The 23,916-nt window shown below is 68.7% G+C and carries 23 protein-coding genes and 1 pseudogene; 13 read left to right on the forward strand and 11 right to left on the reverse strand.

Annotated features, from left to right (window positions below; translation table 11 throughout):
• The 6 genes from OHA73_RS36705 to OHA73_RS36730 are packed head-to-tail and all read left to right on the forward strand — an operon-like array spanning position 1 to position 8,459.
• Positions 1-1,662 carry a hypothetical protein gene (locus OHA73_RS36705; protein WP_266722518.1) on the forward strand — a complete coding sequence of 554 codons (1,662 nt, stop codon included), beginning with the start codon at positions 1-3 and terminating at the stop codon, positions 1,660-1,662.
• Entirely contained in the window at positions 1,652-3,601 is a 1,950-nt protein-coding gene (locus OHA73_RS36710) for a TOMM precursor leader peptide-binding protein (protein ID WP_266722519.1), read from the forward strand. Before OHA73_RS36705 ends, OHA73_RS36710 begins: the two co-directional genes overlap by 11 nt.
• Positions 3,579-5,111 (forward strand): hypothetical protein, encoded by a 1,533-nt coding sequence (locus tag OHA73_RS36715; RefSeq protein ID WP_266722520.1) that lies wholly within the window; start codon positions 3,579-3,581, stop codon positions 5,109-5,111. The genes OHA73_RS36710 and OHA73_RS36715 overlap by 23 nt, the downstream gene beginning before the upstream one ends.
• Before the next feature lie 14 nt (positions 5,112-5,125).
• Entirely contained in the window at positions 5,126-6,052 is a 927-nt protein-coding gene (locus tag OHA73_RS36720) for a thiopeptide-type bacteriocin biosynthesis protein (RefSeq protein ID WP_266722522.1), read from the forward strand.
• The gene (locus tag OHA73_RS36725) at positions 6,049-7,272 is read left to right on the forward strand and encodes an FAD-dependent monooxygenase (RefSeq protein ID WP_266722524.1); all 1,224 of its coding nucleotides are present in this window, start codon (positions 6,049-6,051) and stop codon (positions 7,270-7,272) included. The genes OHA73_RS36720 and OHA73_RS36725 overlap by 4 nt, the downstream gene beginning before the upstream one ends.
• Positions 7,269-8,459, forward strand: coding sequence for an FAD-dependent monooxygenase (locus OHA73_RS36730; RefSeq protein ID WP_266722525.1), 1,191 nt, complete (start codon positions 7,269-7,271; stop codon positions 8,457-8,459). The genes OHA73_RS36725 and OHA73_RS36730 overlap by 4 nt, the downstream gene beginning before the upstream one ends.
• 74 nt (positions 8,460-8,533) lie before the next feature.
• Here OHA73_RS36730 and OHA73_RS36735 read toward each other — a convergent pair whose 3' ends face one another.
• Together OHA73_RS36735 and OHA73_RS36740 are read right to left on the reverse strand one after the other, a co-directional pair.
• Positions 8,534-9,352, reverse strand: coding sequence for an ABC transporter permease (locus OHA73_RS36735; RefSeq protein WP_443063170.1), 819 nt, complete (start codon positions 9,350-9,352; stop codon positions 8,534-8,536).
• On the reverse strand, positions 9,349-10,338 hold the full coding sequence (locus OHA73_RS36740; RefSeq protein ID WP_266722527.1) for an ABC transporter ATP-binding protein: 990 nt from the start codon (positions 10,336-10,338) through the stop codon (positions 9,349-9,351). The genes OHA73_RS36735 and OHA73_RS36740 overlap by 4 nt, the downstream gene beginning before the upstream one ends.
• A gap of 284 nt (positions 10,339-10,622) precedes the next feature.
• On the opposite strand from OHA73_RS36740, the pseudogene OHA73_RS36745 reads away from it, so the two are divergent.
• Positions 10,623-10,819, forward strand: a pseudogene (locus OHA73_RS36745) (transposase family protein); the annotation flags it as partial.
• 29 nt (positions 10,820-10,848) lie between these two features.
• Here OHA73_RS36745 and OHA73_RS36750 read toward each other — a convergent pair.
• The 7 genes from OHA73_RS36750 to OHA73_RS36780 form a co-directional block, all read right to left on the reverse strand.
• Positions 10,849-11,277 carry an NUDIX hydrolase gene (locus OHA73_RS36750; RefSeq protein ID WP_266722528.1) on the reverse strand — a complete coding sequence of 143 codons (429 nt, stop codon included), beginning with the start codon at positions 11,275-11,277 and terminating at the stop codon, positions 10,849-10,851.
• Positions 11,278-11,295: 18 nt separating this feature from the next.
• On the reverse strand, positions 11,296-12,093 hold the full coding sequence (locus tag OHA73_RS36755) for an STM4013/SEN3800 family hydrolase (RefSeq protein WP_327657273.1): 798 nt from the start codon (positions 12,091-12,093) through the stop codon (positions 11,296-11,298).
• A 5-nt stretch (positions 12,094-12,098) separates the two neighbouring features.
• On the reverse strand, positions 12,099-12,578 hold the full coding sequence (locus tag OHA73_RS36760; protein ID WP_267068383.1) for a hypothetical protein: 480 nt from the start codon (positions 12,576-12,578) through the stop codon (positions 12,099-12,101).
• Positions 12,571-13,206 (reverse strand): dTMP kinase, encoded by a 636-nt coding sequence (locus tag OHA73_RS36765; protein WP_267068382.1) that lies wholly within the window; start codon positions 13,204-13,206, stop codon positions 12,571-12,573. Before OHA73_RS36765 ends, OHA73_RS36760 begins: the two co-directional genes overlap by 8 nt.
• The gene (locus OHA73_RS36770; protein ID WP_267068381.1) at positions 13,203-14,240 is read right to left on the reverse strand and encodes a radical SAM protein; all 1,038 of its coding nucleotides are present in this window, start codon (positions 14,238-14,240) and stop codon (positions 13,203-13,205) included. Before OHA73_RS36770 ends, OHA73_RS36765 begins: the two co-directional genes overlap by 4 nt.
• A 155-nt stretch (positions 14,241-14,395) precedes the next feature.
• Positions 14,396-14,878 (reverse strand): ATP-binding protein, encoded by a 483-nt coding sequence (locus OHA73_RS36775; RefSeq protein WP_267068380.1) that lies wholly within the window; start codon positions 14,876-14,878, stop codon positions 14,396-14,398.
• 64 nt (positions 14,879-14,942) lie between these two features.
• Positions 14,943-15,371 (reverse strand): ATP-binding protein, encoded by a 429-nt coding sequence (locus tag OHA73_RS36780; RefSeq protein WP_266722539.1) that lies wholly within the window; start codon positions 15,369-15,371, stop codon positions 14,943-14,945.
• A 219-nt stretch (positions 15,372-15,590) separates the two neighbouring features.
• Here OHA73_RS36780 and OHA73_RS36785 point away from each other — a divergent pair, with 219 nt between their 5' ends.
• A complete protein-coding gene (locus OHA73_RS36785; protein WP_267068379.1) occupies positions 15,591-16,886 on the forward strand; it encodes a helix-turn-helix domain-containing protein in 1,296 nt (431 codons plus the stop codon).
• On the opposite strand, the gene cutA is transcribed toward OHA73_RS36785, so the two are convergent.
• Positions 16,883-17,200: a divalent-cation tolerance protein CutA gene (gene cutA / locus OHA73_RS36790; protein WP_267068378.1), complete on the reverse strand. Its 318-nt coding sequence runs from the start codon at positions 17,198-17,200 to the stop codon at positions 16,883-16,885. The genes OHA73_RS36785 and cutA overlap by 4 nt on opposite strands.
• A gap of 332 nt (positions 17,201-17,532) precedes the next feature.
• Here cutA and OHA73_RS45840 point away from each other — a divergent pair, with 332 nt between their 5' ends.
• From OHA73_RS45840 to OHA73_RS36800, 3 genes are all read left to right on the forward strand, one after another.
• The gene (locus OHA73_RS45840) at positions 17,533-17,799 is read left to right on the forward strand and encodes a transposase family protein (protein ID WP_403723415.1); all 267 of its coding nucleotides are present in this window, start codon (positions 17,533-17,535) and stop codon (positions 17,797-17,799) included.
• The gene (locus tag OHA73_RS36795) at positions 17,760-19,136 is read left to right on the forward strand and encodes an ISL3 family transposase (protein ID WP_267072714.1); all 1,377 of its coding nucleotides are present in this window, start codon (positions 17,760-17,762) and stop codon (positions 19,134-19,136) included. The genes OHA73_RS45840 and OHA73_RS36795 overlap by 40 nt, the downstream gene beginning before the upstream one ends.
• Before the next feature lie 162 nt (positions 19,137-19,298).
• On the forward strand, positions 19,299-20,483 hold the full coding sequence (locus OHA73_RS36800; protein ID WP_267068377.1) for a NucA/NucB deoxyribonuclease domain-containing protein: 1,185 nt from the start codon (positions 19,299-19,301) through the stop codon (positions 20,481-20,483).
• Between the two features lie 50 nt (positions 20,484-20,533).
• On the opposite strand, the gene OHA73_RS36805 is transcribed toward OHA73_RS36800, so the two are convergent.
• Positions 20,534-20,947: a hypothetical protein gene (locus tag OHA73_RS36805; RefSeq protein ID WP_266711651.1), complete on the reverse strand. Its 414-nt coding sequence runs from the start codon at positions 20,945-20,947 to the stop codon at positions 20,534-20,536.
• A gap of 377 nt (positions 20,948-21,324) precedes the next feature.
• Between OHA73_RS36805 and OHA73_RS36810 the strand changes: the two genes are divergently transcribed.
• Together OHA73_RS36810 and OHA73_RS36815 are read left to right on the forward strand one after the other, a co-directional pair.
• Positions 21,325-21,702 (forward strand): DUF6907 domain-containing protein, encoded by a 378-nt coding sequence (locus tag OHA73_RS36810; RefSeq protein ID WP_327657274.1) that lies wholly within the window; start codon positions 21,325-21,327, stop codon positions 21,700-21,702.
• A 782-nt stretch (positions 21,703-22,484) separates the two neighbouring features.
• On the forward strand, positions 22,485-22,994 hold the full coding sequence (locus tag OHA73_RS36815) for an ATP-binding protein (RefSeq protein WP_266722547.1): 510 nt from the start codon (positions 22,485-22,487) through the stop codon (positions 22,992-22,994).
• Positions 22,995-23,916 lie beyond the last annotated feature (922 nt).

Below are 23,916 nucleotides of genomic sequence, written 5' to 3' on the forward strand. Positions count from 1 at the left end.
ATGAGGGCAAGACCGTATCTGCACTGCGCGCCGGTGCCGGGCGGGGTCTACTTCAGCGGGGCACGGACCCAGTTCGTCCTCAAGGGCTGGGACCACCTGTTCAAGCTGGCGGACATTTGCGTGCCCCTCCTTGAACGAGGCACGACCGAGGACGACCTGGTGGCCGCCCTCGGAACTGAGCGGGCCAGGCCCGTCGTGCGCCATCTGACCGGGGGGCTGCGCGACCACGGAATGCTGCTCGACGAGGACGTCCTGCGCGGCGACCGTACGAGCACGGCCGACCGGGACCGGTATGCGGGCACGCTCGCCTACGTGGAGTCCGTGTGCGCGGACCCGTACACCGCGTTCGCCGCGATCCGCGCGGCCCATGTGGTCCTCATCGGCCCCGCCACCGCGGTACGTCCCGCGGCCCGTGGACTGGACCGCGCCGGCGTCGGCCAGGTGCTCGCCCCGGACGGTACCGGCCTCGCGGCGTGCGAGGGCGCGGACGTCGTAATGTGGTGCGGCTCCGGTGAATCCGCTCCCGGGTGGGTATCCGAGGGCGTACCCATCGTGCCGGTTCTCCTCGACGACCACGTGCTGCAGGTAGGCCCCGTCATCCGGCATGCCGCCCAGGCCCCGCTGCTCGGCGCCTTTCATCGCAGGGTGCTCGACTGGGCACAGGGGGAGGAACTCGGCCCCGCCGCGCGGCCGGTGGCCGACGCGATGGCCGGGGCGATCGCGGGACAGCTGGTGCTCGACGTCCTCGCGGGGCTCGACGAGGGCGGTGCCGCCCACGTGGTGCACGGCACCGAACTCGTCGCGGAGCGCGTCCTGCTGCACAGCGCCGACCCGGTGGACGGGCTCCGGACCCTGGACGCCGTACATGCCGACCCACTTCCCGACCCCGATGAGGCCATCGAGTGGGTCAACACGCTCACTGCCCGCTGGAAAGGCCTGTTCGCCGCGACTCCGGCAGAACAGACACTCCCTCAAATGCCTCTTGCCGTAAGGGACATGGCACTGCGCACCGGTAGCGTCGGCCGGACCACTGTCTGGGCCTTCGACCAGCGCTCCGCGACGGTGGGCGCCGCCCTGGAAGTCCTGCGGAACATGCCCACCGTGACGCAGGGAGCGACAGGCGCCGCCGGTGCGACCGAGGAGCGCTGGCTCCTCGACGGAGTCCTCCGGCTGCTCGCCGGTGAAGCGGAGTCCGTGCACACGGACATCGAGGAGAGCGAGGAGACGGCCCGGATCCGCCGCATCCTCAAGGAGTGGCAACCGGCTCCGCTGACCACCAGCCTGCTCCACGTGCCCGGCCTCGACTGGCGCCTCGCCCGCGTCGAAATCACCGACAGCGGCGAGCCGTTGGGAGCATCCTGGGCCCCTGACGCGGACACCGCCACCCGCGAGGCCCTGAGTACGGCACTTGCCCGTGCGCAGGTGGAGGCCGCCCGCGGAAGCGGAGCCGATGTGCCCCAGCTGGTCACGGATTCGGTCAGCGCCGCGGACGAGGAGCAGATCGGCTCGCTCCGCGAGCAAGCCCTCAGGCTCGGCGCCGAGCGGGGCGTCTCCTACGAGGGCCGGCGGGCGCGGACCGACCCGGTCCTCGGCGAGATCCCCTTCTGGTCCGGCCCCGTCCGTGCCCGACAGCTCACGCAGGAGCCCCGCCATGCAGGATGAACAGCAGTACGGACCCGGGTTCCAAGGGGCTGCCCGACCCTGGGGAGAGGCCCTGCGACGGCTCGGCAGCTCGGCAGACGCGAAGGTGGTCGCCAACCGCGGCTGGGATCTGGCCTGGGAGCGACTCCACTGGGAGAAGGCCGCCGCCAACGGCGAGGAACTCGTGTCGGTACGGGTGTACGACGACGAGGTCATCATTGGGCCCCGATGGGTGCCGGGCACCGACTCCGGCTGCGCGAGCTGCGCCGAGGTACGCGAACGCAACACCGCTGAGCACCCCCTGGCGACCACGCTGGACGCACCCCGCGCGGTCCCCCGCGCGGTCCAGCCCATGCTGCCCCTCCTGCTCGACGCGGCCGTGGACAATCTCGCCGAACACCCTTTGTCGCCGGGCGAGTTGTACGCCGTGGGCGCTCGGTACGTGCGCCGGCACCGCATCCCGCGCAGCTTCTTCTGCCCGGCCTGCGCCGACCACGGGTCAGTCCTGGAGGACAGTCGGCGCCCTGAGCCCCTGAAGCTGCCGGCCGAACCCCTCTCGTCCACGGACCCCACTCGCGGGGCCGGCGGCGCGCACCTCATCGAGCCCGGCACCCTCCGCGGACGCCTCCTGGACGCCAGGTTCGGGCCCGTCCAGGCCATCATGCGCGAGTCGAACGTGCCCTTCGCCATGAGCATGTGCCTGGCACCGGACGCCGCCGCCCCGGGCCACGGCCGGGCCGGGACGTTCGCCGAGGCCGACCCCGTCGGCATCATCGAGACCTACGAACGGCTCGGCAGCTTCCCCTTCGACACCCCGCTGCTCCTCGAGCGCTCCCACCGCGAGGTGGCCGACCGCGCCCTCGACCCGACCACGCTCGGGCAGCACACCGAGAAGCAACTGGCCCACCCCAGCTGCCAGGTGCTCCCGTACACGCCGGACACCCCCATGGACTGGGTGTGGGGACACGACCTCGCCTCCGGCGATCCGCTGCTCGTGCCCGCCGAGGCGGGCTTCTACCAGTACGAACAGCGCTTCAAACTGTCCCGGCACGCGGCCCGCGCGGCCCGCGTCGAGGCAAGGAGGGCTCGCGCCGCGGGACACCCGCCCCAACCCGGCACGCTGCGCAAGTACTTCCACGACTCGTCGAGCGGTTGCGCGGCCGGGTCGAGCCTCGCGGAGGCCGCGCTGCACTCCCTGCTCGAACTCGCCGAACGGGACGCCTTCCTGCTCTCCTGGCACCGCCGGCAGCCGCTGCCCCGGATCGCGAACGACTCGATCTCGGACCCGGAGAACCGGAGTCTGATCGACCTGATCCAGACGCGCGGCTTCGACGTCCACATCCTGGTGGCCCGGCAGGACATCGACCTGCCGATCGTGTGGGTGCTCGTGGTGAACCGGAAGAACCCCTTTCCGGCCTCGTACTCCTCCGGCGGCTCGGGCGCCAACCCGGACACCGCGATCCGTGGGGCCCTGCGCGAGGTCGCCCAGCTCGTCACCAACAAGGTTCAGTGGAACCGGGGCGAGGCCGAGGAGACGCTCGACGACCCCTGGAAACTGGTGGAGCTCGAACAGCATCCGCAGCTGTACACACTGCCGGAGAAGCTGTCCCGCGTCACCGAAGTGCTCGGCGGACCGCGGACCACGACGCAGGACGCGTTCCCCGGCTGGCCCGACACGCTGCGCCGGGCCTCCGGCGGCACCGTGCGCGGAGCCCTCGACCACGTCCGCGCGCTGTACGCCGCCGCGGGCCTGGACCGGATCGTCCTCGTGAACCAGACCACGCGCGAACACACCGACACCGGCGTGTCCGTCGCCAAGGCCGTCGTGCCGGGCATCCTGCCGATGTGCTTCGGGCACGCGCAGCAGCGTCTGATGAATCTTCCCCGCCTGGCGGCAGCGCTCGCCGGCACATCGCAGGAGAACCGGGAAATCCCTTATGACCCGCACCCGTTCCCATGAGCCGACGCAGGTCAGGCGGGCGCCCGTCGACCTGCCGGCCCCGTTCGGCGACAACAACATCGAACGCGAGCCGCTCTGGTACGCATTCGGCGCGGGCGATGACGAACCGGCCGTGCCGCCCTGGACCTGGGTGGACCAGCCGCCGATGACCGCGCACACGCACCCGCCGGACCCGTCGTGCGTTCGCGGCGGGGCGCGCGCCGAACTGCCCGGGGAAACCCATGAGTTCCTCGACCGTGCGGCCTTCCCACACGGTCGGGTGGCCGTCGCGGACCCCGACGAAGCGCTGATGCGGGCGCTCGTCGCGACCTTCGGCGTGCAATGGGCCGACCCCGACAACGTCTACAACCCGCACCGCGGTTACGCCTCCCCCCGCTGCCTCTACCCCGTCCAGGTCTTCGTGGACGACGGGGAACGCTGGAGCCTGCTCGAACCCGAGCGGCACACCCTGACCGCGCTCACCTCGGGCAGCCACCGCGGACGGCAGCGCCGGATCGCACTGACCGGCCGATACACCCGCATCCCTCGCGGCTACAAGTGGTTCCGTGGCTCCCTGGTGAATCTGGAACTTGGGATCGTGCTGCGTTCACTGGCGTTGTCCCTCGAACTGTTCGGGCTTTCCGCCAGGATGGTGCTGCCGCACGAGGGCTCCGCCGCGCTTCTGGAAGAACTCGGTCTGACGCCGAGCTGGGAATGGTCCCTGCCGGCGGTCATCGAGATCGGTCCCCGATCCACGGCCCCTGCCCCGTCATGCCACGTCTCGAAGCCGGAGGAGCAGCCCGAGGAGCCCGCGCTCCGTGACCTGGTGCGCGTCAACCGCACCCAAGCCTTCGGCGACGCCCCAAGTCCTGTGCCCTCCGCGATTCCGACACATGCGCTGCCCCCTCCTGGCACGCCGTCATGGGCCGAGCTGATGTGGCGGCGCAACTCGGGCCGGATGCCTCGCGGGCTGCTCGGAATGAGCGGACGGCGCACCCGCACGACCGCGGGATCCGTCGAGGACGCCATCGGGTGGCTCGGCGTCCCGCCGCCGGGGCGGGCCCTCGCGGCCGTGTCGGATCTGATCGCTCTCACGGTCGTCACCCAGGATGTGTCCGGCTACGAGGACGGCATCCACCGGGTGCGCTCGGGCAAGGCCGTCACGCTGTCCGCCGACCGGACTGCGGCGGCCCGCCTGGAGGCGGAGTACGGATACGGGCTGAGCACGGACGCGGGCTGCGACATCCGCAATGCCTCGGCGATCTGGTTCATGTCCGTGAAGCCGCGCGAGCTCTTCGCGCGCCTCGGTGCCAACGGCTGGAGCGCGGCCCAGTACTGGTGCGGCTGGGCCCTGCACGGACTGTGCCTGTCCACCACGGCGTACGGCATGTTCGCGCGTCCGGTCCGGGCGTTCAACGAGATACCCGCGCAGCGGATCCTCCAGCTGGATCCCGACGAGATGATCGCGCTCGCCGCGGTGGTCGGCGCGCCCCGGTACGCGACCCATGCGCTGCTGGACATCAGAGTCTGACAGAGGAGAACGCCTTGCCACAGCAGACAGCGGCCGAGCAGGTGACCACGGGGACCGGTACGGCCTGGTCCGCCTGGCACCTGCACCTGGCCTCGAACGCACAGTCATTGCTCGACCGTGTGGTGCAGCATGTGATCGCCCCGGTGGTGCAGACCCTCGACGGCGCGCCCTGGTTCTTCATCCGGTACTGGGAGGCGGGCCCCCACCTCCGGCTCCGCATCGGCGACCTGAGCCCCGCGGAGCACGACCGGGTGGAGGCGCTGCTGCGTGAACTGCTCGCCACCGCGGGCCGGCCGGCGGAGGGCGAGGTAGTCCTCAAAGAGGAGGCGTACCGAGCCGAGGCCGGACTGCTCGCTCGCGGGGAGTACGGCAGCGACCACGCCGTTGTCGCGCTCCGGCCGCCGGGCGTGCACCGTGCCGTCTACGAGCCGGAGACCGAACGGTACGGCGGCCCCACCCTGATGCCCGCAGCCGAGCGGTTGTTCCAGCGGTCGAGCGAGCTGGTGGTCGCGCTGCTGCCCCACGTGTCGACGCCACAGACCCGCTCCGCGCTCGCACTGCGTGCCACCGTCTCCGCGGCCGCCGCCCTCGGCGACGGAGCCGAACAGGCCCTGTTCTACGCCCACAGCCTGACGGCCTGGCGGGCCTGGGCGGCCGGCCTCGGCAGCACTCCCGCCGAACTCGACCGGCTGTGCCACATCCCCGAGGGAACCGCCAAGCCCGTCGACCCGGACCAGCACGGGCCCTTCGTCAACTGGCATGCGGCCCTGACCGACTTGGTCCGGGAAATCCGCGTCACAACAGAACACGTGCCCGGGCAGATCGTCGTCTCGCACGTGCACATGCTCCACAACCGTCTCGGCCGCACACTCTTCGACGAGCTGCGCACCTACGCGTGGCTGGAGCGCGCCTTCCCCGTCCACCAGGAAGTGCGGACATGACCGGCCGCCCGCGTATCGCCGTGGTGGGATCCGGCATCGGCGGCCTGACGCTGGCAGCGGCCCTCGCCGAGTCCGGTACACCCTGCGAGGTATTCGAGCAGACCCGCGCGATGGCCGAGATCGGCGCCGGGGTGCAGCTGGCTCCCAACGCCGCCTGTCACCTCCAGCGTCTCGGCATCGGAGCGGCACTCACCCAACACGCCGTCCCCATCGAAGAGATGCACATGTACGGCCGCCGGGGCGACCTGATCACGAGCACACCGTTCGGCGCCGCGTGCGAAAGGCTGTACGGGGCGCCCTACTACGCCGTGCACCGCGCCGACCTTCAAGGGGCGCTGCTCCGGCTGGTCGGCCCCGAACCGCTGCGACTCGGGCACCGGTTGACGAGTGTCGCCGCCGACGGCGACGAGCAGGTCCTCACCTTCGAGAACGGCTCCACGCACCGCGCCGACCTCGTGGTGGGTGCGGACGGCATCCACTCCGTGATCCGAGAAGAACTCGTCCGGGACGCACCCGTCTTCTCCGGCCTCGGCGTCTTCCGCGGACTGATTCCGGTCGACCGGCTGCCCGACGCGGCACGGGAACCGCTGATCAGGATGTGGCTCGGTCCCGGCCGGCACCTCGTCTGCTACCCGGTGTCCGGTGGCCGCCTGTTGAGCTTCGCGGCGATCGCCCCGCTCGCCGCGGCGACGGCGGAGTCCTGGTCCGCGCAGGGCGACCCCGCCGCGCTCATCGACGCCTTCGACGGGTGGAGCGGCCTCGTGCCCGACATCACCCGCGCTGCGGACACCGTCCGCCGGTGGGCGCTGTACGACAGGCCGGTCCTGCACACCTGGTCGGCGGGCCGCCTCACCGTGCTCGGCGACGCCGCCCACCCCATGCTCCCGTTCATGGCGCAGGGCGCGAACCAGGCCGTCGAGGATGCGGTGGAACTGGCCTCGCTGCTCGCAGGCGCCGGCACCGACGAGATTCCGCAGCGGCTGCGCACCTACGAGCAGGCCCGGGCCCCGCGCGCGGCGGCGATCCAACAGGGATCACGCGGCCACTCGGAGACGATGCACCTGCCCGACGGACCGCGGCAGCGTGAACGGGACCAGGCGCTGCGGCACGCCGCGGGCATTACCGGCCTGCGCGAGCGAGCCTGGCTATACGGCCACGAGGCCGGCGCTCGGCCCTCGCAGCGCGCGGCAACAGCAGAGGAAAGGGAATCAGCGTCATGACGGACACCAGCCTGCGGGTCGCCGTGGTCGGGGCGGGAGTGTCGGGACTCGCGCTCGCCATCCTGCTCCGCCGCCGCGGCGTGCGCTGCGACGTCTACGAGAAGTCAGCAGCGCTCGGCGCGGCGGGCGCGGGGATCCAACTGTCCCCGAACGGGGCCCGCATACTCCACGAGCTCGGTGCCGAAGCGGCGCTGCGCCGCAAGGGCATCACGGCGCAGGCCATCGAGACGCGCCGCTGGAGCGACGGCACGCTGCTGTCGCGTGCCCCGTACGGAGACGCCTGTGTCGAACGGTTCGGGGCGCCGTACCACCTCGTGCACCGAGCCGACCTGCAGGCCTGCCTCATGGAGCTGCTGCCACATGGCGGCTTGTCCCTGGGGCGGGCGGTGGACAGCGTCGTGGACCACGAGAGCCACGCCGAACTGCGTTTCACGGACGGCGGATCAGTGACGGCCGACGTGGTGGTCGGCGCCGATGGAGTGCACTCCGCGGTACGCTCCGCCGTGCTGGACGACCGGCCGGTCCACGCGGGTTACTCGGTGTACAGGGGACTCGTATCAGCCTCCTCCGTACCCTCTTTCACGACCGACCCGCGGGTCATGTTCTGGTTCGGGCCGGGTCGCCACGTCACCTACTACCCTGTCTCGTCCGGACGGACGGTTCACTTCAGCGCGGTGTGCGCCGACCCGCACTCAGGCACAGGCCCAGGCAGGGCTCCCGCCGACACCGAAGGGCTCATGGCCGAGTTCGAGGGGTGGCACGAGGATGTCCGGCGGGTGCTGAGCACCGCGGACTCGGTGACGCGTTGGGACCTCTTCGACCGGGACCTGTCCCACCGGTACGTCACCGGACGGGTCGCCCTGTCCGGCGACGCGGCGCACCCCATGCTGCCCTTTCTCTCCCAGGGCGCGAGTCAGGCCCTGGAGGACGCCGTCGTCCTGGCGGACGTCCTCACCCGGCACGGTGACGACGTGCCGGGCGCCCTGCGCGCGTACGAAGCCGTTCGGATGCCCCGTACCGCCGAGGTGCACCGGCAGTCACGCCTGCGGGCCGATTCCTTCCACCTCCCGGACGGTCCTCAACAGGCGGCCCGCGACGCCGAGTTGACACACCACCAGGACCTCTCTCACCTCGACTGGCTCTACCGGGCCGACCTTCGTCCGGCACCGGCCCTCGCCGGGCGCTGACAGGTCCGCTGATCAGGCACGAACGACAGGGCGGGGCCACCCGGAGGCGGCCCCGCCGTCCGTGCGTCCGCGGCTCACTCTGGCCGCGGATCCCAGCGGAACCGCCGTACGGCCACGACCGCGCCCAGCACGCCCCACGCCGCCAGCACCGCAAGCTGCTTCCAGCCGTAACCGCCGGACGCCCCGGTCATCGCTGCCAGCAGGGCCTCGTTGAAGGGCCTGACCGGTAGCAGCCCGGCGACGGTGTTCAGCGTGCCGGCGTGGATGGGGAAGTAGCTTCCCGAGATGAACACCAGTGGGAACTGGATGAACTGCACCAGGGCGGGCGCCGATTCGGCACTCCTTACCAGTGAGGCGACGCCGGCCCCGAGGGCGCAGAAGCTCGCGGCGCCCAGCACCAGGATGAGGGCGAGCTCCGCCCAGTGGGCGGGCAGCGGGACACCGTAGAGCCTGCCCACCCCGATGACCAGCACGATATCGATGACGCTGACCAGCACACAGTGAGCCAGCAGTCCGACGAAGTAGATCCAGGCCGGAAGCGGGGTCGTGCGCAGCCGCTTGAGCATCCCGGTCTGCCGCCGGGTCGACAGCACGATGGCCAACTGGCCGTAGCAGGCTCCTAGTACGGAGACCGCTGCGATCGTCGGTGTGTAGTACTCCATCCCGGACAGGCCGAAGTAGAAGTCGGACTTCTCGGTGCCGCCGAACACCGCGCCGAAGATGGTGACGACGAGCACCGGCAGCAAGAACGTGAAGACCGTGGCCTGCGGATTGCGCCAGAAGGAAAGCTGCTCGTAACGGATCTGATGCATCACGAGGCGTGCGCGCCCGCGGCCCGCTGGGCCCGCAGGAAGGGAGGTGGCGGCCGCGGGAGCCGACGTCGAGACGGTCATGTGCGGCTCCGGTTCCGTCGGCGCCGACGCGCGCCGGACTGCTGAGGCTCTCCGACTCCACCGACCTTGTCGGCTTCGCTGTTCTCGAAGGAGCGGGTGATGTCGAGGTAGACGTCCTCCAGCGAAGGCCGCTCGACGGACAGTCGCTCGAGCGTCGTGCCTTGGCTCAGTGCCCATCCGGTCAAGGAGTGCAACAGGGCGGTAGGTTCTGGCACTTCGATGTGCACCAGGCCGTCCTTCACCGTCAGGCCCCTCGACACCGGCAGGTCCGCAAGTTCCGTGGCTTCCGGCAGTTCGAAACGAATCCTGGCGAGCGCACGGTCCCTCCCGCCGAGTTTGGCCGGCGTGCCCGACTCGACGATCCGGCCGTCCGCGATCACGGCCACGGAGTCGGCGAGCGCCTGCACCTCGTCCATGTAGTGCGTCGTCAGCACGATGGTGGTGCCGGAGTCCCGCAGTTCCCGTACCAGCTCCCAGGCGCTGCGCCGCGCACTCGGGTCGAAGCCCGTGGTGGGCTCGTCGAGAAACAGCAGCCGCGGGTCTCCGACCACGCCGAGTGCCAGGTCCAGACGCCGCTTCTGCCCGCCGGACAGGTCTTTGACCCTGGCACCCCGCCTCTCCTGCAGACCGACCAGTTCGATGACCTGGTCGACGTCCCGGGGCGCCCGGTAATACCCGGCATCTCGCGCGATTGTCTCGCGCACGGAGAGATACGGTTCGACGGGGTTGTCCTGCAGGACCACCCCGACCCGCTCCCGCAACTCACCACTGGCCTCGGGGGCCTGGGGGTCCACGCCGAGCACCTCCACCCGGCCCGTGTCCCGGCCGCGGAAACCCTCCAGAATCTCCAGGGTGGTCGTCTTGCCCGCGCCGTTGGGACCCAACAGTGCGAAGATCTCGCCCTCAGCCACGGCGAAGTCGATGCCGCGCAGTACATCGCTACTTCCGTAGGCCTTCCGCAGGCCTTCCACCACGACCGCCGTCACCGTGGCTGCTCTCGTTCGTCCATGTCGTTGCTCCTCCGTACCTGCTCCGAACGCCTCCGCGTGGGCCGCGGGCGGCTTCCGACGCTAGGGCGACGACGCGGCCGGAAAGGGGCCGTCTGGAACGGTCGGTGACGTGCGTCATGAAAAGGAGGACAGTTGTCAATCGCGAAGTCGGGTTGGGGGAGAGGCGCTGAGAGGACTCAGGTCCGATCCTCCTCGGTTCGTGATGACTCGATCGTGGTTCTGATCGTTGAGCGGGACACCCGCTACGCCTCAAGCGCTGTGCCGATAAGGCGTATCAAGGCGCGGCCTGCAACGTCCGAATCCCGTTCAAGCGACGGCAACGTCGCCACAACACCACCCACGCCAAGATCCGATGCGTCGGCGAGCAGCCATGGCCACGCTCAAGTGCTGGCGCCTCCTGCGCAAACTGCGCTGCAGCACCAAGCGCATCACCGTGAGCGTCAAGGCCGTCATCTCGCAGCCGCGGCAGGATGAAAACTCCTCACCTCAGCTGGTGCGCCTCACCGTGAGGAGGAGTGTGAGGGGGCCGGCTGGTAGCAGGAAGCGTCCGTGTTCGGCTGCGTCGAGGGCGGAGTTGAGCGGCCACCAGTCGAGTTTGAAGTCCTGCTCGGTGTCGGTGAGTTGCTGTGGTCCGAGGTGCAGGTTCTGGGCGAGGAAGAGGTGGATGCGGGCGGTTGAGGCCAGTGTCATGGCGTAGTTGCCCAGGGCGGTCCAGGACGATGCGGTGACGCCGGCCTCTTCTTTGAGTTCACGCTTTGCGCAGGTGAGTGCGTCTTCGCCGTCTTCGCGTCGTCCTCCGGGGAGGAACAGGAAGTCGCCGCCGTGGCCGGGGAAGGGGGCGCTGAGGATGGCGACTTTGCCGGTGTTGTCGAGGGCTGCGACGACGGATGCGTCGCGGGCGGGTGCATCGCTCATGGGCGGTGAGCGTAGCGGTCACGCTGTGAGCCAGGCGGCGAACGGCACGGTGGTGACGGTGGGGTGGGCGATGCCGCGGCCGTGGAAGCCGTCCTCGCCGTATGCGTCCCCGTGGTCGGCGCACAGGATGATCAGCCAGGGGCGGGTGGCGGTGAGGCGGTCGATGAGGCGTCCGAGGTGTGCGTCGGCGTAGGCCAGGGCGGCCTGTTGCGAGGCCGCTGTGTCGGCCTGTTCGTCGAGGTAGTGGCCGTGTGGGACGTGGGTTGCCGAGATGTTCACGAACAAGTAGAGCGGGTGCTCGGCGTATTGGGCGGCGAGGTCGAGGGCCGTGTCGACTTGGTGGCGGGTGGAGTCGGGCTCGGGCGAGCCGAACTCGGGGCGCCAGTGGTCTTCGTCGAACAGGTCGGGCAGCACGTTGCCGAGCGGGGTCTCGCGTGAGAAGTAGGTGACGCCGCCGACGCATACGGTGCGGTATCCGTGGGCGTTGAGGCCGCACAGGAGGTTGGGGGCGTCGAAGACGAAGGTTTGCTTGTCGACTTCTTTGAAGGCGGGCGGTCGGCATTCCCACAGCCGGGGTGGCTGCTGTGGGGAGGGCAGCTTGGGCAGGAATCCGGAGAAGAAGGCGATGTGCGCGGGGAGGGTGAAGGTGCCGGGTGTCCAGCGCCGTTCCCAGGTCCCGTTCGGCAGGAGGCGGGCCAGGTGCGGCGTCCGGCCCTGCGTGAGTGCCGTGGTAGCGACGTCGTAGCGCAGTGAGTCGAGGGTGACGAAGAGGATCGGCGTGCCGGTGCCGATGATTTCGGCGGCGTTGATGTGCACGCAGATCAGGCCTTTCCCCGATACTCGATCGTTCCGCGGGCGGCGTCGTTGACGGGGATCGGGACGCGGTCCTGTGCGATGAGGTCTCGGATGGCGGCGAGTCCGGATTCCTCGGTGAGTGGCTTGCCGTCGGCGTCGAACAGCGCGACGGTGACCTCGGCGGAGGGGGTCGTGCTGATGTGTGCGCTCGGAACGGAACCCAAGTCAGCTGTCACCAGGCCGAGTTCGTCGGGCTCGGTTGGTTCCTGCAGGGCGGTGACGAGGCACTTGTAGTGCAGTGCGTTGATGGCGCCGCGGGCGAAGCGCGTCGCGTACTGGGTACTGATCGCCTCTCCGTCGTGGGCGACGACGACGTGGGAGGCCTTCTGGGTGACTACGAGGCAGGCGCCGAGCCACCAGGCGACGCCGGCATGGATCTGGCTGGGGTGGTGGCCCGTGGCACCGCCGTCGCGGATGACGGCTTCGGCGTCGATCGGGTTAAGCACGGGTGCGCTCCAGGGTGTGCATGATCTCGTGGGTGACTTGGTCGGGCGTCTTGCCGTCGGTGTCGATCCAGATGGCGCTCGGGTCCTGGGAGGCGACAGCTTCGAAGTTGAAGAGGACCTGGTCGAGGCGGCCGGGCACGTTGAGCAGGTCGGTGTCGTCTTGTTTGAGGTCGCTTTTGGTGCGCATGCGGGCCTGCAGGGTCTCTGTGCGGCAGCGCAGGTAGAAGGTGTGGGTGGGCTGAACGATGTAGGGCAGGAACGGGGCGGCGAGTTGGCGGACCTGCTCGACGGCGATGCCGTGGACGGCTGCATGGCAGGCGAGGACCGAGGACTGGTAGCGGTCGGCAATGACCGGGGTGGCGCTGCGGGAGGTGCGCACGCAGTCGGAGGAGTGCAGCAGGCCGGAGAGGTAGAAGCACAGCTGGGGCAGCGGTGCGAGGTGGCTGTTGGCGGCCTTTGACCAGTCGTTGTGGGGCCGGGGGAGAGTGTGCAGGCTCATGGCCTGGAGCCGGTGGGTGAGGAGCTTTTCCAGCGTGGACTTCCCCATGCCTGAGGGGCCTTCCAGCGCGATGAACGGATGCTCGGTGTCGCCGTAGGTGCGTGGCGTATACGCGAGAGGCAGGCTCACAGCGTTCCTTCCGTGAAGGCGGTGACGTGTTGGGCGACGGCGGTTGCCAGAGCATGCGGATCGTCGAGGTGCTCGCGTAGATCCATGCGCAGGTCGTCGCGGAGCAGGCAGGGCTGGAGGCCGCCACCGTGGTCGACGCGCAGAGCCCAGAACCCCTCGATGCACTGCGAGCGCACAGGGCAGGTGCCGCACTGGCCGACGTGATGCCGGCCGAGATCGCGGTGGATGACGTCGATCTCGATCCCGTCGACGCGGAAGACACGCCGTCCTTGCCCGACGCCGGCGATTTCCGTGTGCTCGTCGCTGGTGAGGGTGCGCAGGTAGCGGATCGCGTCGTCCGCGGAGACGGCGGCGTCGGCGTGCTGGCTGTTGAAGCCGGTATCGACGAGTTCAATGAGCTGCACCGGCATCCGCCGTTCCAGCGCATAGTCGAGGATCGCTGCGATTTCGTGCTGGTTCTGGCGTTGCAGCAGGGTGTTCAGCTCGACGCGGGGCATGACCTCGCGGGCCGCCTCGATGCCGTCGAGGATTGCGCCGATGCCGTGCGGAACCCGCGCGATCTCCATCAGCGACTCGTCGGAGAAGTAGTGCAGCGACACCTTCACCTTGTCGAGTGGTGCGCCTGCCAGCCATGCCTGGTTGCGGCGTACCAGCAGACCGTTGGTGATCAGCGTGTATGAGGAGTCCGGTGCGGACCGGGGGAGCTGTTCCAGGACGGGGCGTGCCCAGCGGGAGAGGAGGGGCTCGCCACCGGTGAAGTAGACGCGCTTGAGGCCGGCGTCCATGAGACCGGTGATGGTCTTCACGTACGAGGACGCGTCGAACTTCCGCTCGCGCGGCTTGTTGCTGCGATCGCGGTGAGCCTCGGGGGGCGGGACATCCCCTTCGTTGTGGCAGAACCAGCACAGGGCATTGCAGTGCGGCGTGAAGGAGACCCGCAGTTGACCTCGGAGCGCGGCGAAGTTGCGCAGCGCGGTGAAGTCGGCCTCACCGACGGGATGCCCGGGCGAGGAGAGACGCAAGGGAATGGACATGGACGAGACCTCCGGGGGAATGGTGAATCGGGCTTGGTCGTCAACGAGTTGGATGCGGGCAGGGCTGGGCCACGCCCTCGTATATGGGGCGGGCGCAGGTGAGCAGGCTGATTCTCGATAGACGCGACAACAGGGGAGGAACCGACGGGGAGCGATCACATGTGCTGACTCGTCCCGAAGGCAGGGATGTCCTCGACGGAGACGAGACACCAGGCCACGGAACCGTCCGGACTGAATCCCCACGTGCCGTCCAACTCACCGATCAACGCGTCGACGAGAAACAAGCCCCGGCCCGACTCGGCGTATTCGCGGGCGGCTTGGGGAGACGGGACGGTCGCCGGCGTGGCGTCGTCCACCTCGATGCGGACGACCCCGGGCTCAGGGCTGCAGCTGCGGTACGTGACCGGTCTGTCGGCCCTGCTGTGCAGGAGCGCATTGGTCATCAGCTCCGACACGATCACCGCAAGAAGCTCGACGCGGTGCCTCGGCATGCGGCACGAGCCCGTAAGCCACTGCGTGCTCTCGAGACGTATGGCGCGCACCTCTTCAGGGGCAGGGCTGACGGTCCGCTCGACCGAGGTCGGCCACGGCAGTTCTGCCGATGCGGCCTTGGGTGCCGTGCTGGTCTGTGCAGGCATGCTGGTGCCTCCCCAAACATGGGTCGAACGGGAACACCCGCGCGAGCACCGCGCGCCGAGATCCCTATACGGGCACATGGACGCGGACCGTTTTGCCGCCCCCATCGCGCAGGAACCAGGACAGCGCGCCGCCCAGGGCGTGGATGACGTCGAGCCCTCTTCCGCATTCGCTCTCGTCGTCGGCGCCCCCGCGTTCGCGGAAGCGGGAGAGGCCCGGGACGGGATCCGACACTTCGATGAGGAGCGCGCAGTCCTCCAGGACAGCGAGACGGACGTTCATCATGTGGCCGGCCATGCGGCCGTGGCTGATGGCGTTGGTGGCGAGTTCAGATGCTATGAGCGTTGCGTCCTGCTGATCCCCGGACCACCGCCACATCACCAGCTGGCGCCGGGCGTGGAGCCGCACCAGCGGCACCACCTGGTCCACCATCGTGTAGTCCATGGACCACTCGGCCACCACGGGGGCCGTGGCGACTGGTTCACCAGTAGACACGATCACGGTGTCTCCCTCATCGGGTGTGGCCCGGCCACTGTCGACGAGGAAGTCCCCAGCGTCCACAGCGAATCCACTAGATCGTCTGGCCGGTTCACAACACCATGCCGACAGGAGCGGCTTCTGGCTTCCCGCTGGGAGGTACCCCCATCATGGGTAGGCTTCTCGATCACTTCCTCGAAAGACTGAGACTCACCAGCAGGCGCGACGGGGCACCTCATGAGCGAGTACCAACCAGCAACGGCCTTACCCGAAGAGACCTTGCAGCTCCCGGAGCTGCGGGCAGCGATCAAGGCACACAACTTCGGCGAGGTGTTCCGCCTGGCCAAGGCCCACGCCGGGATCAGCTACTCCAAGTTGGCGGCCGAGTGCGACATCAAGCCGGAACGCGTGGGGTCCCTCGCAAGGGGAATCGGCAGCGTCACCACCTTCGACAAGATTGCCGCCATCGCGGATGCTCTGCGCATTCCAGGGCATCTGCTGGGACTCGCCGACCGGTCGTGGGAGGCGAAGAACACAGCCCGAGATGGAGCAACGGCATTGCGACGCAGGGAGTTTGTAAAAAAGGCATCCGGGTCGATAGCGGCAGCGAGCCTCATCGCCCTGACTCCGCTGGAAACCGGGGGACGGCTCGGGGCGAGCGATGTCGAGCAACTACGGCGTCGGACGGCCCGGCTGCGCCGACTCGACGACGTGCTCGGTGGAGGCGACACCTTCAAGCTCTACCTAGGCGAGTTCCACGCGACCCGGGGGCTCCTGCGCGATTCCAGCTACAGCGAAGCCACCGGGCGGGCTCTACGCTCCGTACTCGCCGAACAGGCACAGCAGGCTGGCTGGGCTGCCTTCGACGCCGGACGCCACCCGGAGGCGCAGGGACTCTACGAGGCCAGCCATAGCGCGGCACAGGCCGCCGGCGACGTCGCACTCGAAGGTAACGCGCTCGCCTTCCTCGCCTACCAGCACTCGTCGACCGACCGGGCCAAGGCAGTCGCCACAGCGATCGAGTCGTGCCGGACAGCGGGGCCGGGCTCACCGGCCGGAGTCCGCGCCCTGCTCCACGAGCGCCTGGCGTGGGCACACGCAGTCGCAGGGAACCCACGCGAGACAGAGGCGGCCCTGCACACCGCCGAAGCCGCCCTGCGGGAACCGGACGGGAGCCCAGTCCCCGACTGGGCTGCCTGGGTCGACACTGATGAGGTAGAGATCATGAAGGGCCGATGCTGGACGGAACTCCGCCGCCCGCTGCGTTCGGTCCCTGTCCTCGAAGCCGTCTTGGCGCGCTTCAACGACACCCACGCCCGAGACAAAGCCCTCTACACGTCGTGGCTTGCCGAGTCCTACCTGTCCGCGAGCGAGGTCGAGGCCGCCGCCGTGACCGCAAGCCGCGTGCTCGACTTGTCCGCCGGTGTCGCATCGGTACGCCCCCGGCAGCGGCTCGCACCCACGCTGTCGGCGTTGGCGCAGCACCGAGGCTCACCGGAAGTCGATGACCTACTGGAGCGGGTACGGGCCTAACCGAGGTTCTTGTCGACCCAGCCCCGAAAGTCCTCCGACGATTCGGCGAAGACAACCGCGTTCAACTCGGGCCGCTCCCACGGGTGATGCGCAAGCACGAACTCCTCCAGTTCGGAGTACCGATCAGCGCGCGTCTTGAAGAGGACTCGGTACTCCTCGCCGGTGCCGAACTCCCCGTTGTGCCAGAACGCGGAGACGACCGGGCCGATAACCTGCGCGCCCGCGGCAAGCCGACTGCTGACGACGGCCTTGACGAGGACAACTGCCTCATCCTGGGTAGCCGTTGCGGTGGCGACCTGAAGATAGTTCATCATGCGCCAAGCCTAGGCACGACACGGGCCAGCGGGTAGAGCGCACCCGGTCACTCGGGGCGCGCGGACAGCTCTCGCACGACGATGAAGTGCCTCGGTGGCACGTTCGGCCTGTGGGGCCCGTCCAAGGCCTGGCAGTACGTCGCCCCTTCCCGATCGTGTAGCACACCGGCCTTCCAGCCCAGACCGATGCCGCAGGCCGTGCAGGCACCTCCAAATCCGATGGGTGCGGCTCCTGGCTCATACAAGATTTTCGTGAGCGTTGATCGACTTGTTGGGCCGTGACACGTCGCTGATGCGGCGGGATGCTGCCTGTGTGCGATGACGTGTTGAAGATGTTGCCGCAGCTGGCTGCTGTGGATATTGGTTCGGTCCTGGAGTGCGGGGACACAGTGGTGATCTGCGCACGGTCCCGGGCGGAACCGGCCGCGTGCACGGGCTGCGGCCAGTCCTCCGGCTGGGAACACAGCCGGTACGTGCGGCACGTCGAGGATGAGGCCGTCGGTGGCCGCCCGGTGCGGATCGATCTTTCGGTCCGGCGTCTGTACTGCGAGAACGCGGCCTGCCGAAGACCACCTTCGCGGAGCAGATCGAAGGGCTGACCCTGCGCTATCAACGCCGTACTCCGGGACTTCAGTTGATCGTCGCGGCCGTGGCGACAGCGCTGGCGGGCAAGGCCGGCTCGCGGCTGCTGCTCCACCTGCACCACGCCCTGAGCTGGGCGTCCCTGCTCGCCCGTCTGATGAAGTGCCCTGACCCGCCGACTTCGACGTTGCGGGTGGTCGCCGTGGACGACTTCGCGCTACGGCGCGGTCGCCGCTACGCCACCCTCGTGATCGACGCGGAATCCCGTCTACCCGTCGACGCCTTCAACACCAGCGATGCCGAACCCACCGCCGACTGGCTGCGCGCCCAGCCAGGCATCGAGGTGGCCTGCCGCGACGGCTCGGCCTCCTACCGCACCGCGATGACGGCCGGTGCACCGCAGGCTGTCCAGGCCAGCGACCGATTCCACCTGTGGCAGAACCTCGGGCGCAAGATCTACGAGGTGGTCACCATCCACCGTGACTGCCTGCCCGAACCCGACGACGAGACCACCGCACCGCGGACCCCCGGCGGCCTCATGGCCAAGCGCACCCGCCGAAATCACACCACCGTCCACGCCCTGCTCACCGAAGGGATGGCGCTACGCGCGATCGCTCGGCACATGGACTTGGACCGCAACGTCGTACGACGCCATGCCCGCGCCGCCACCTGGCAGGAGGTCGTCCCTGTCTGGCCTCGCCGTGTCGGCATTATCGGCCCCTACCAGGGGCACCTGCACCGCAGGTGGGCCGAGGGAGAACACAACATCGCGGCTCTCGCCCGCGAGATCACCGCACGTGGCTTCCACGGCAGCGAAGGAACCGTCCGCCTCTACCTCACGTCCCACCGCGAGGCCTTGGACGCAGGCCTGCCTCCACCCGCCCCCGCCCGCAGCGCGTTCGAGGTGACCCGGCTGCTGACCACACGCCCCGAGCGCCTGGGCGAGGACCAGCAGGTCTTCGTCAAGCACCTGCTGGAACGCTGCCCCGAACTGCGCGTCCTCCACGGCCTCATCGGTGCCTTCCGTGAGGTCTTCGACAAGAAGCGCGCCGCGCTCATGGACCGCTGGATTACCAGCGCCCGCCAGAGCGGCCTCGCCCCGCTCGTCCGCTTCACCGTCAGTCTGCAGGACGACTTCGACGCGGTGCACGCCGCCGTGACTCTTCCCTACAACTCGGGCGTCGCGGAGGGCAGAATCACGGACCTGAAAATGATCAAGCGTCAGATGGCAGGACGCGCGGGCATCCCGTTGCTCCGCAAGCGCGTGATCCTCGTCGCCCACTCACGACGCACCCCGCACCGCACCACTCCGGACGACCCCTGGGCGATCAACGGCTACGAAAATCTTGTATGAGCCGAGAGCCACACCCATCCCCTTTTCCATATAGCGGATGTCCTCCTGTCTTCCCTAAAGCACGGGCGTGGTGCGTGTAGAGGCCAATAGGATCACCTGGACTCGCACGCCGGTTCGAGTCGCGGGGGTCCGGGGCGCCGGCGTGTAGAAGGGGGAGGACTCTTGAGACGCATAGCAACCGTCTTACTGGCATTGCTGGTTCCTGTCGCCGGGCTCTCTGCCGCGCCAGTGGCTGCGGCCGCGCCTGACCCGGTGAAGTACGAGATGACGGCAGTTCCCTACGCCTCGGTGCCGGAGCCCGAGACCGGGGAGTCCCGGAGGTCTGTCGCCGCGCCGAACGCCGCGAATCTGGAGGGGCCGACCGCGGCCGACTTCGCCGAGTGCCGCGCAGACGCTCACTTGGCCAATGGTGTGGGTCTGGACCGGTTCCGGGGGTGCATCGGCTACGCCTTCCAGATCTCGAAGTACAAGATCATCGATGGGGTGCCCGTTCCGGTTGGGAACGTCAAGTTTCGACAGGTCCTGCTCGTCGTAGGCGACGCGAAGGCACGGTCGGCCATGGTGTACAGCGACTTGGCCGACTTCGTGGTCACCGGCGACATCGAACCAGAGCTTCCCGTCACCTCGGGTGTGAACTCTCCCGGAGGCGCACCCGGATGCAGCGTGACCACGCCGGCCACGACCAGGACCCTGGCGCAGTGGGAGCTGTCCACGACGCCTGCAGCCCAGTGGGCAGTGACATCTGCGACCGGTAGCGGGCAGACGCGAGACGACATCACCTACTGTGGATACACCGCCAACTGGAGCTCCCCGGGCGATTCCGCAAGTGGCGGCGCCACGCTGAACGTCCGCTATGACTCCGCCGACTACTTCCAAGGCGCCCCGGGCGGAGCCACGTTCCCGATCTATACCGTCCCCTGCCTGGAATACAGCTCTGCGACCGGGAGCCCCGTCAAGGGCGTGGCCGACCACATCAACCTCGCCTTCGCCTCCCCGGGGTCGACACTCCCGGCCAAGACAGGCAAGACGATCCCCGGTAAGTGCGGATCTACCAGCTACCTTCACCGGCTGTACTCGAAGTGGGACGCCACGGCGGACGGCCAGTACAAGAACAACCGCAACACCACGGCCCGTGAATGCAAGAAGCTGCCACCGCCCAACGCGGACGAACAGTGCGACGAATTCCCCTTCGCCGCAACCTGGGAAGGAAGCGGTGCGGGAAACGGCAACTACTCCTTGAAGTACGTGCCGGGTACTGACAACTCCAAGGCCGGAGCAGCCCTGGCAGCGTTCTACAAGGCGCAGAGAGTCCTGCACACCGACGCGTTCCAGGTTCGCATCACCTGAGAGCGCACGGTGGGTGGCGCGATCGCAGATCGCGCCACCCACCCGCCGGCTCACCACAGTTGGATGAGGAATGCGTCGTTCTGCTCTTCCATCTGGACTTGGCGCCGCAACAGCCGAACCGAGTACGTGCGCTCCTGGAGCTCGAGTCCGGTCGACTCGAAGCCCTGTGTGAGAGAACAGACAGCCAGATCAGTACCGGTGCTGTGGTAGACGGCCCTACCGGCCGTCGCCCACCCTGCCTGCTCACGAGCGTCGGGCGCGCCGCTCAGTACCTGAACCGTGACGTCAGCGTCGTGATCAATCGAGGGGCTGACGATGAGCAAAGCGCCGCGACCGGCAACCAGAGGGCCTGAGTCCAGGTCAAGTTCCGTCCAGGGCTCCTCGCCGACGGTGGCGTCCTCCTGCGCCCCGAACAGAGAATTCTCTACGCACACGGTGCCCGACCACGTCCCCACGATTTCCATCCCGTCAGTCTGCCTGCTCAAGGCCACGGATGGCTCTCTCCCTGCGCTGCTCCCGCCGACAGCTGCGGCAGCAGGTCCGTCACATTGACATCACACGTCATCAGCGTGCCGTGCCGATCCAGCCGGCCGAGCGGAAACCGGGCAGTCGATCAACGCCTACGAAAATCTTGGAAGAGCCAGGAGCCACACCCAAATCCGATGGGGACCTTGAGTTCGTCATCAGATGTCTTCTATGGCGCGGACCGTGGATCTCCCGGCCCGTTACGGTCTCGCGCTGCTTTGGGGCGGGCCACCGGATTACGCCGACGGTGGGAGGCGGACGGCACCCCGCAGGCAGCATCAGCGGCAGCAGCGAATCAGAGTCAGATACTGCACTCATGATGCACAGTGCCCATGAAGAAAAGGTCCCTTTCAGCTGTCCCAACTGGTGCGCGTCCCACAATGACGAGGAGAGGCGTACCGGCGAGGAGATCGACGACATCCTCCACATGGCGAAGACCGCCGATGTGCTGCCCGACCCGGACGATGCCCGCGGCACTCCGTCGTGGGACGGCTTCACGGTCACCCTCTGCGCCGAGACCAACGAGGACGGTTCTCCGCGCCCAGGCCGGCTTGAGATCGTCATCGACCAGGCTCACTACTACGTCAAAACACCTCACGCTGCCCGTAGGCTCGAAGACGACCTGGAGTCCGTGCTGCATGCCGTGCGGGACTGGCGCGGAATCATGGAAGTCGAGCAGTCACTGGCGCACTGACGAGCCTCTGCTTACGTCGAGCCCTACGTCCGATCTTGGCCCAAACCCGCGACGGCATCGCGGATGCGAGATCGGACACGACGCCGGCCCCTCCACCGTCCCAGCGTTCCTGTCGCCTTGTCGGGGTCGGTGTGGGCGGTCCATCCGCAGTCCAGCCCGTCGAAGACCTCGACCCAGCCGACTTCGGCCTCACGGCTCCGGTTGAGGGTGCCCGCGTTCTAGACGAACGCGCTGTTGGCGAGCGTGGCCGCCTCCGCCCGCGCCCGTACGCGCGCACCGTTCCAGTAGGCCAACCGGAGTTCGGGGGTGCGCGCGAGTCGGCGCCCCTTGTCCGCTGCTCGGAGGGCGTGGGTGCTCGTCCGGGTTCGGAGGCTGGCTGGCGTGCACTGCCGCAGTCGTACCGTGGCGCAGTCTCATCGGCTGTGACGCGGGTTCGGAGATGGGTCGGCGCCGCCCAGAGTGAGCCACGGGGTGGCTGGTGAACGGCAACGCGGAAGGGACCGGATAGCCGCCGGTCGTGGCCCAACAGCCCATGTACTCAAAGCTCTTGTACGAGGGCGGTTCCGCTCTTGTTCGGCCCGACGGTGTGGTGGTCGCGTTCCATTCGCGATCAGTCAGAGGGGCCTGCTCATGGCGCCACTTGTACTCACCACACTCATGCTCTGCACCGCGTTCGCCAAGGCCGGACCGTATGCCCTGGCCGATGTGCGGCTGTGCTTCACAGCGGGCAACGGACGCCATCGCCGGGGTGGCGCCCGGCACGCCGCGCGGGGAGGCCGTCGATGAACGGCAAGCCACCGCTGCCGCGCCGCGTGGGACGCCGACCGGTGACCGTATGCCAGTGGACCGACCACACTCCCAACGTCACTGCCCTGGCCCGGACTGCCCTTCGACAAGTTCTGTTGCCGCTGAAGTTCGGCGAGGAGCAGGTTGACGATGTCGTGCTCGCCGTCTCCGAACTCGTCGCCAATGCCACCGAACACGCGCCGGGGCCCTACGCCCTCCGGCTGCGCCGTACGAGCGGCGAGTACGTCTGTGAGGTCGAGGACACGGACCTGCACATGCCCCAGTTGCCTGTCTTCCCTGCTGCCGCGCCCTTCGGGCCCGTTCCCGACGCGCGGGGCGGCGGCATCGATGCGCTGCTGGCGGTGCTCGGCGAACGCGGGCGGGGGCTACACATCGTCGATGAACTGACCCGTGGGGCCTGGGGCTTCACCGCGCGGGGAGCGGTGAAGGTGGCGTGGGCGGCCTTTCCCTGTCCAGTGCCGCGCATTTGGTCGCGGTGTCCGTAGGAGACAGTCGCAGTGAGCGGGGATGCTGCATACGGCTGTGTTCGTCCAGCGGGACTCCGAGGGGCGACTGCAGTGGGCTTTCGGCTGCGGGGCGGGTTCCGTTTGTTGCCCCTCCGCAACCTCGCCCCCAGGTATGGAGTTGGCGGAGTGACACGGTCGAGGCCCGATGAAGACGGGGCGCTGAGGAAGTGCAGTGCGCCCTGGCGCTTGCGTCACCCGTTGGGGTGAACGGACTCCACTGATAGGCGTGTTGACCTGGACTTACGCGGCAACCCGGAACCGGCGCCGCCGGATCCGGGTTTGCGGCCGATCGCCGGGGGGATGAAGCGGGTCACGCCAGAGAAAGCGAAGAGTAACCGTCCATAGCAATGGGTGACTTCGTGCTGGTGAGATCGGGGGGCCTCGGCATGGGGAATGCACTGCGGGCTGGGCTACTTGGGGCGAGCGCGGCCGCCATAACGCTGTTGGTGAGCGGGTGCGGGGGCGGTGTCGATCACGCGCCGAAGGGCCCGAAGGGTGGGACGGCGAAGCCTTCGGTATCGGTACCGGCCACCGCCACCGACGGTGGAGCGAACGCCGAGGAACGGGGAGCGCTACGTGCGTACGAAGCGATGTGGAAGGACGCGGCGGCGGCGTCGAGGACTGCGGACGAGCATCACCCACGGCTGAATGATCACGCGCAGGGTGGAGCGCTCGGGTTGCTGCGACTGACACAGCGAGAGACTCGCAAGGCAGGGAAAGTTGCGACTGGTGGGGCCGAGGTCGCTCCCAAGGTTGTCGACAGCCGCGATGGAGTCGTCGAAATCAATGACTGTGTGGACAGCACGTCCTGGGCCACGCAACGCAAGGGCAAGAGTTCCGAGGGTGCAGAGCCGGGAGGGCACCACTTCACCGAGGCCACTGTGAAGATGACCAAGCGCGG

Origin of the sequence: Streptomyces sp. NBC_00483 (assembly GCF_036013745.1) — a bacterium.
GTDB lineage: Bacteria > Actinomycetota > Actinomycetes > Streptomycetales > Streptomycetaceae > Streptomyces.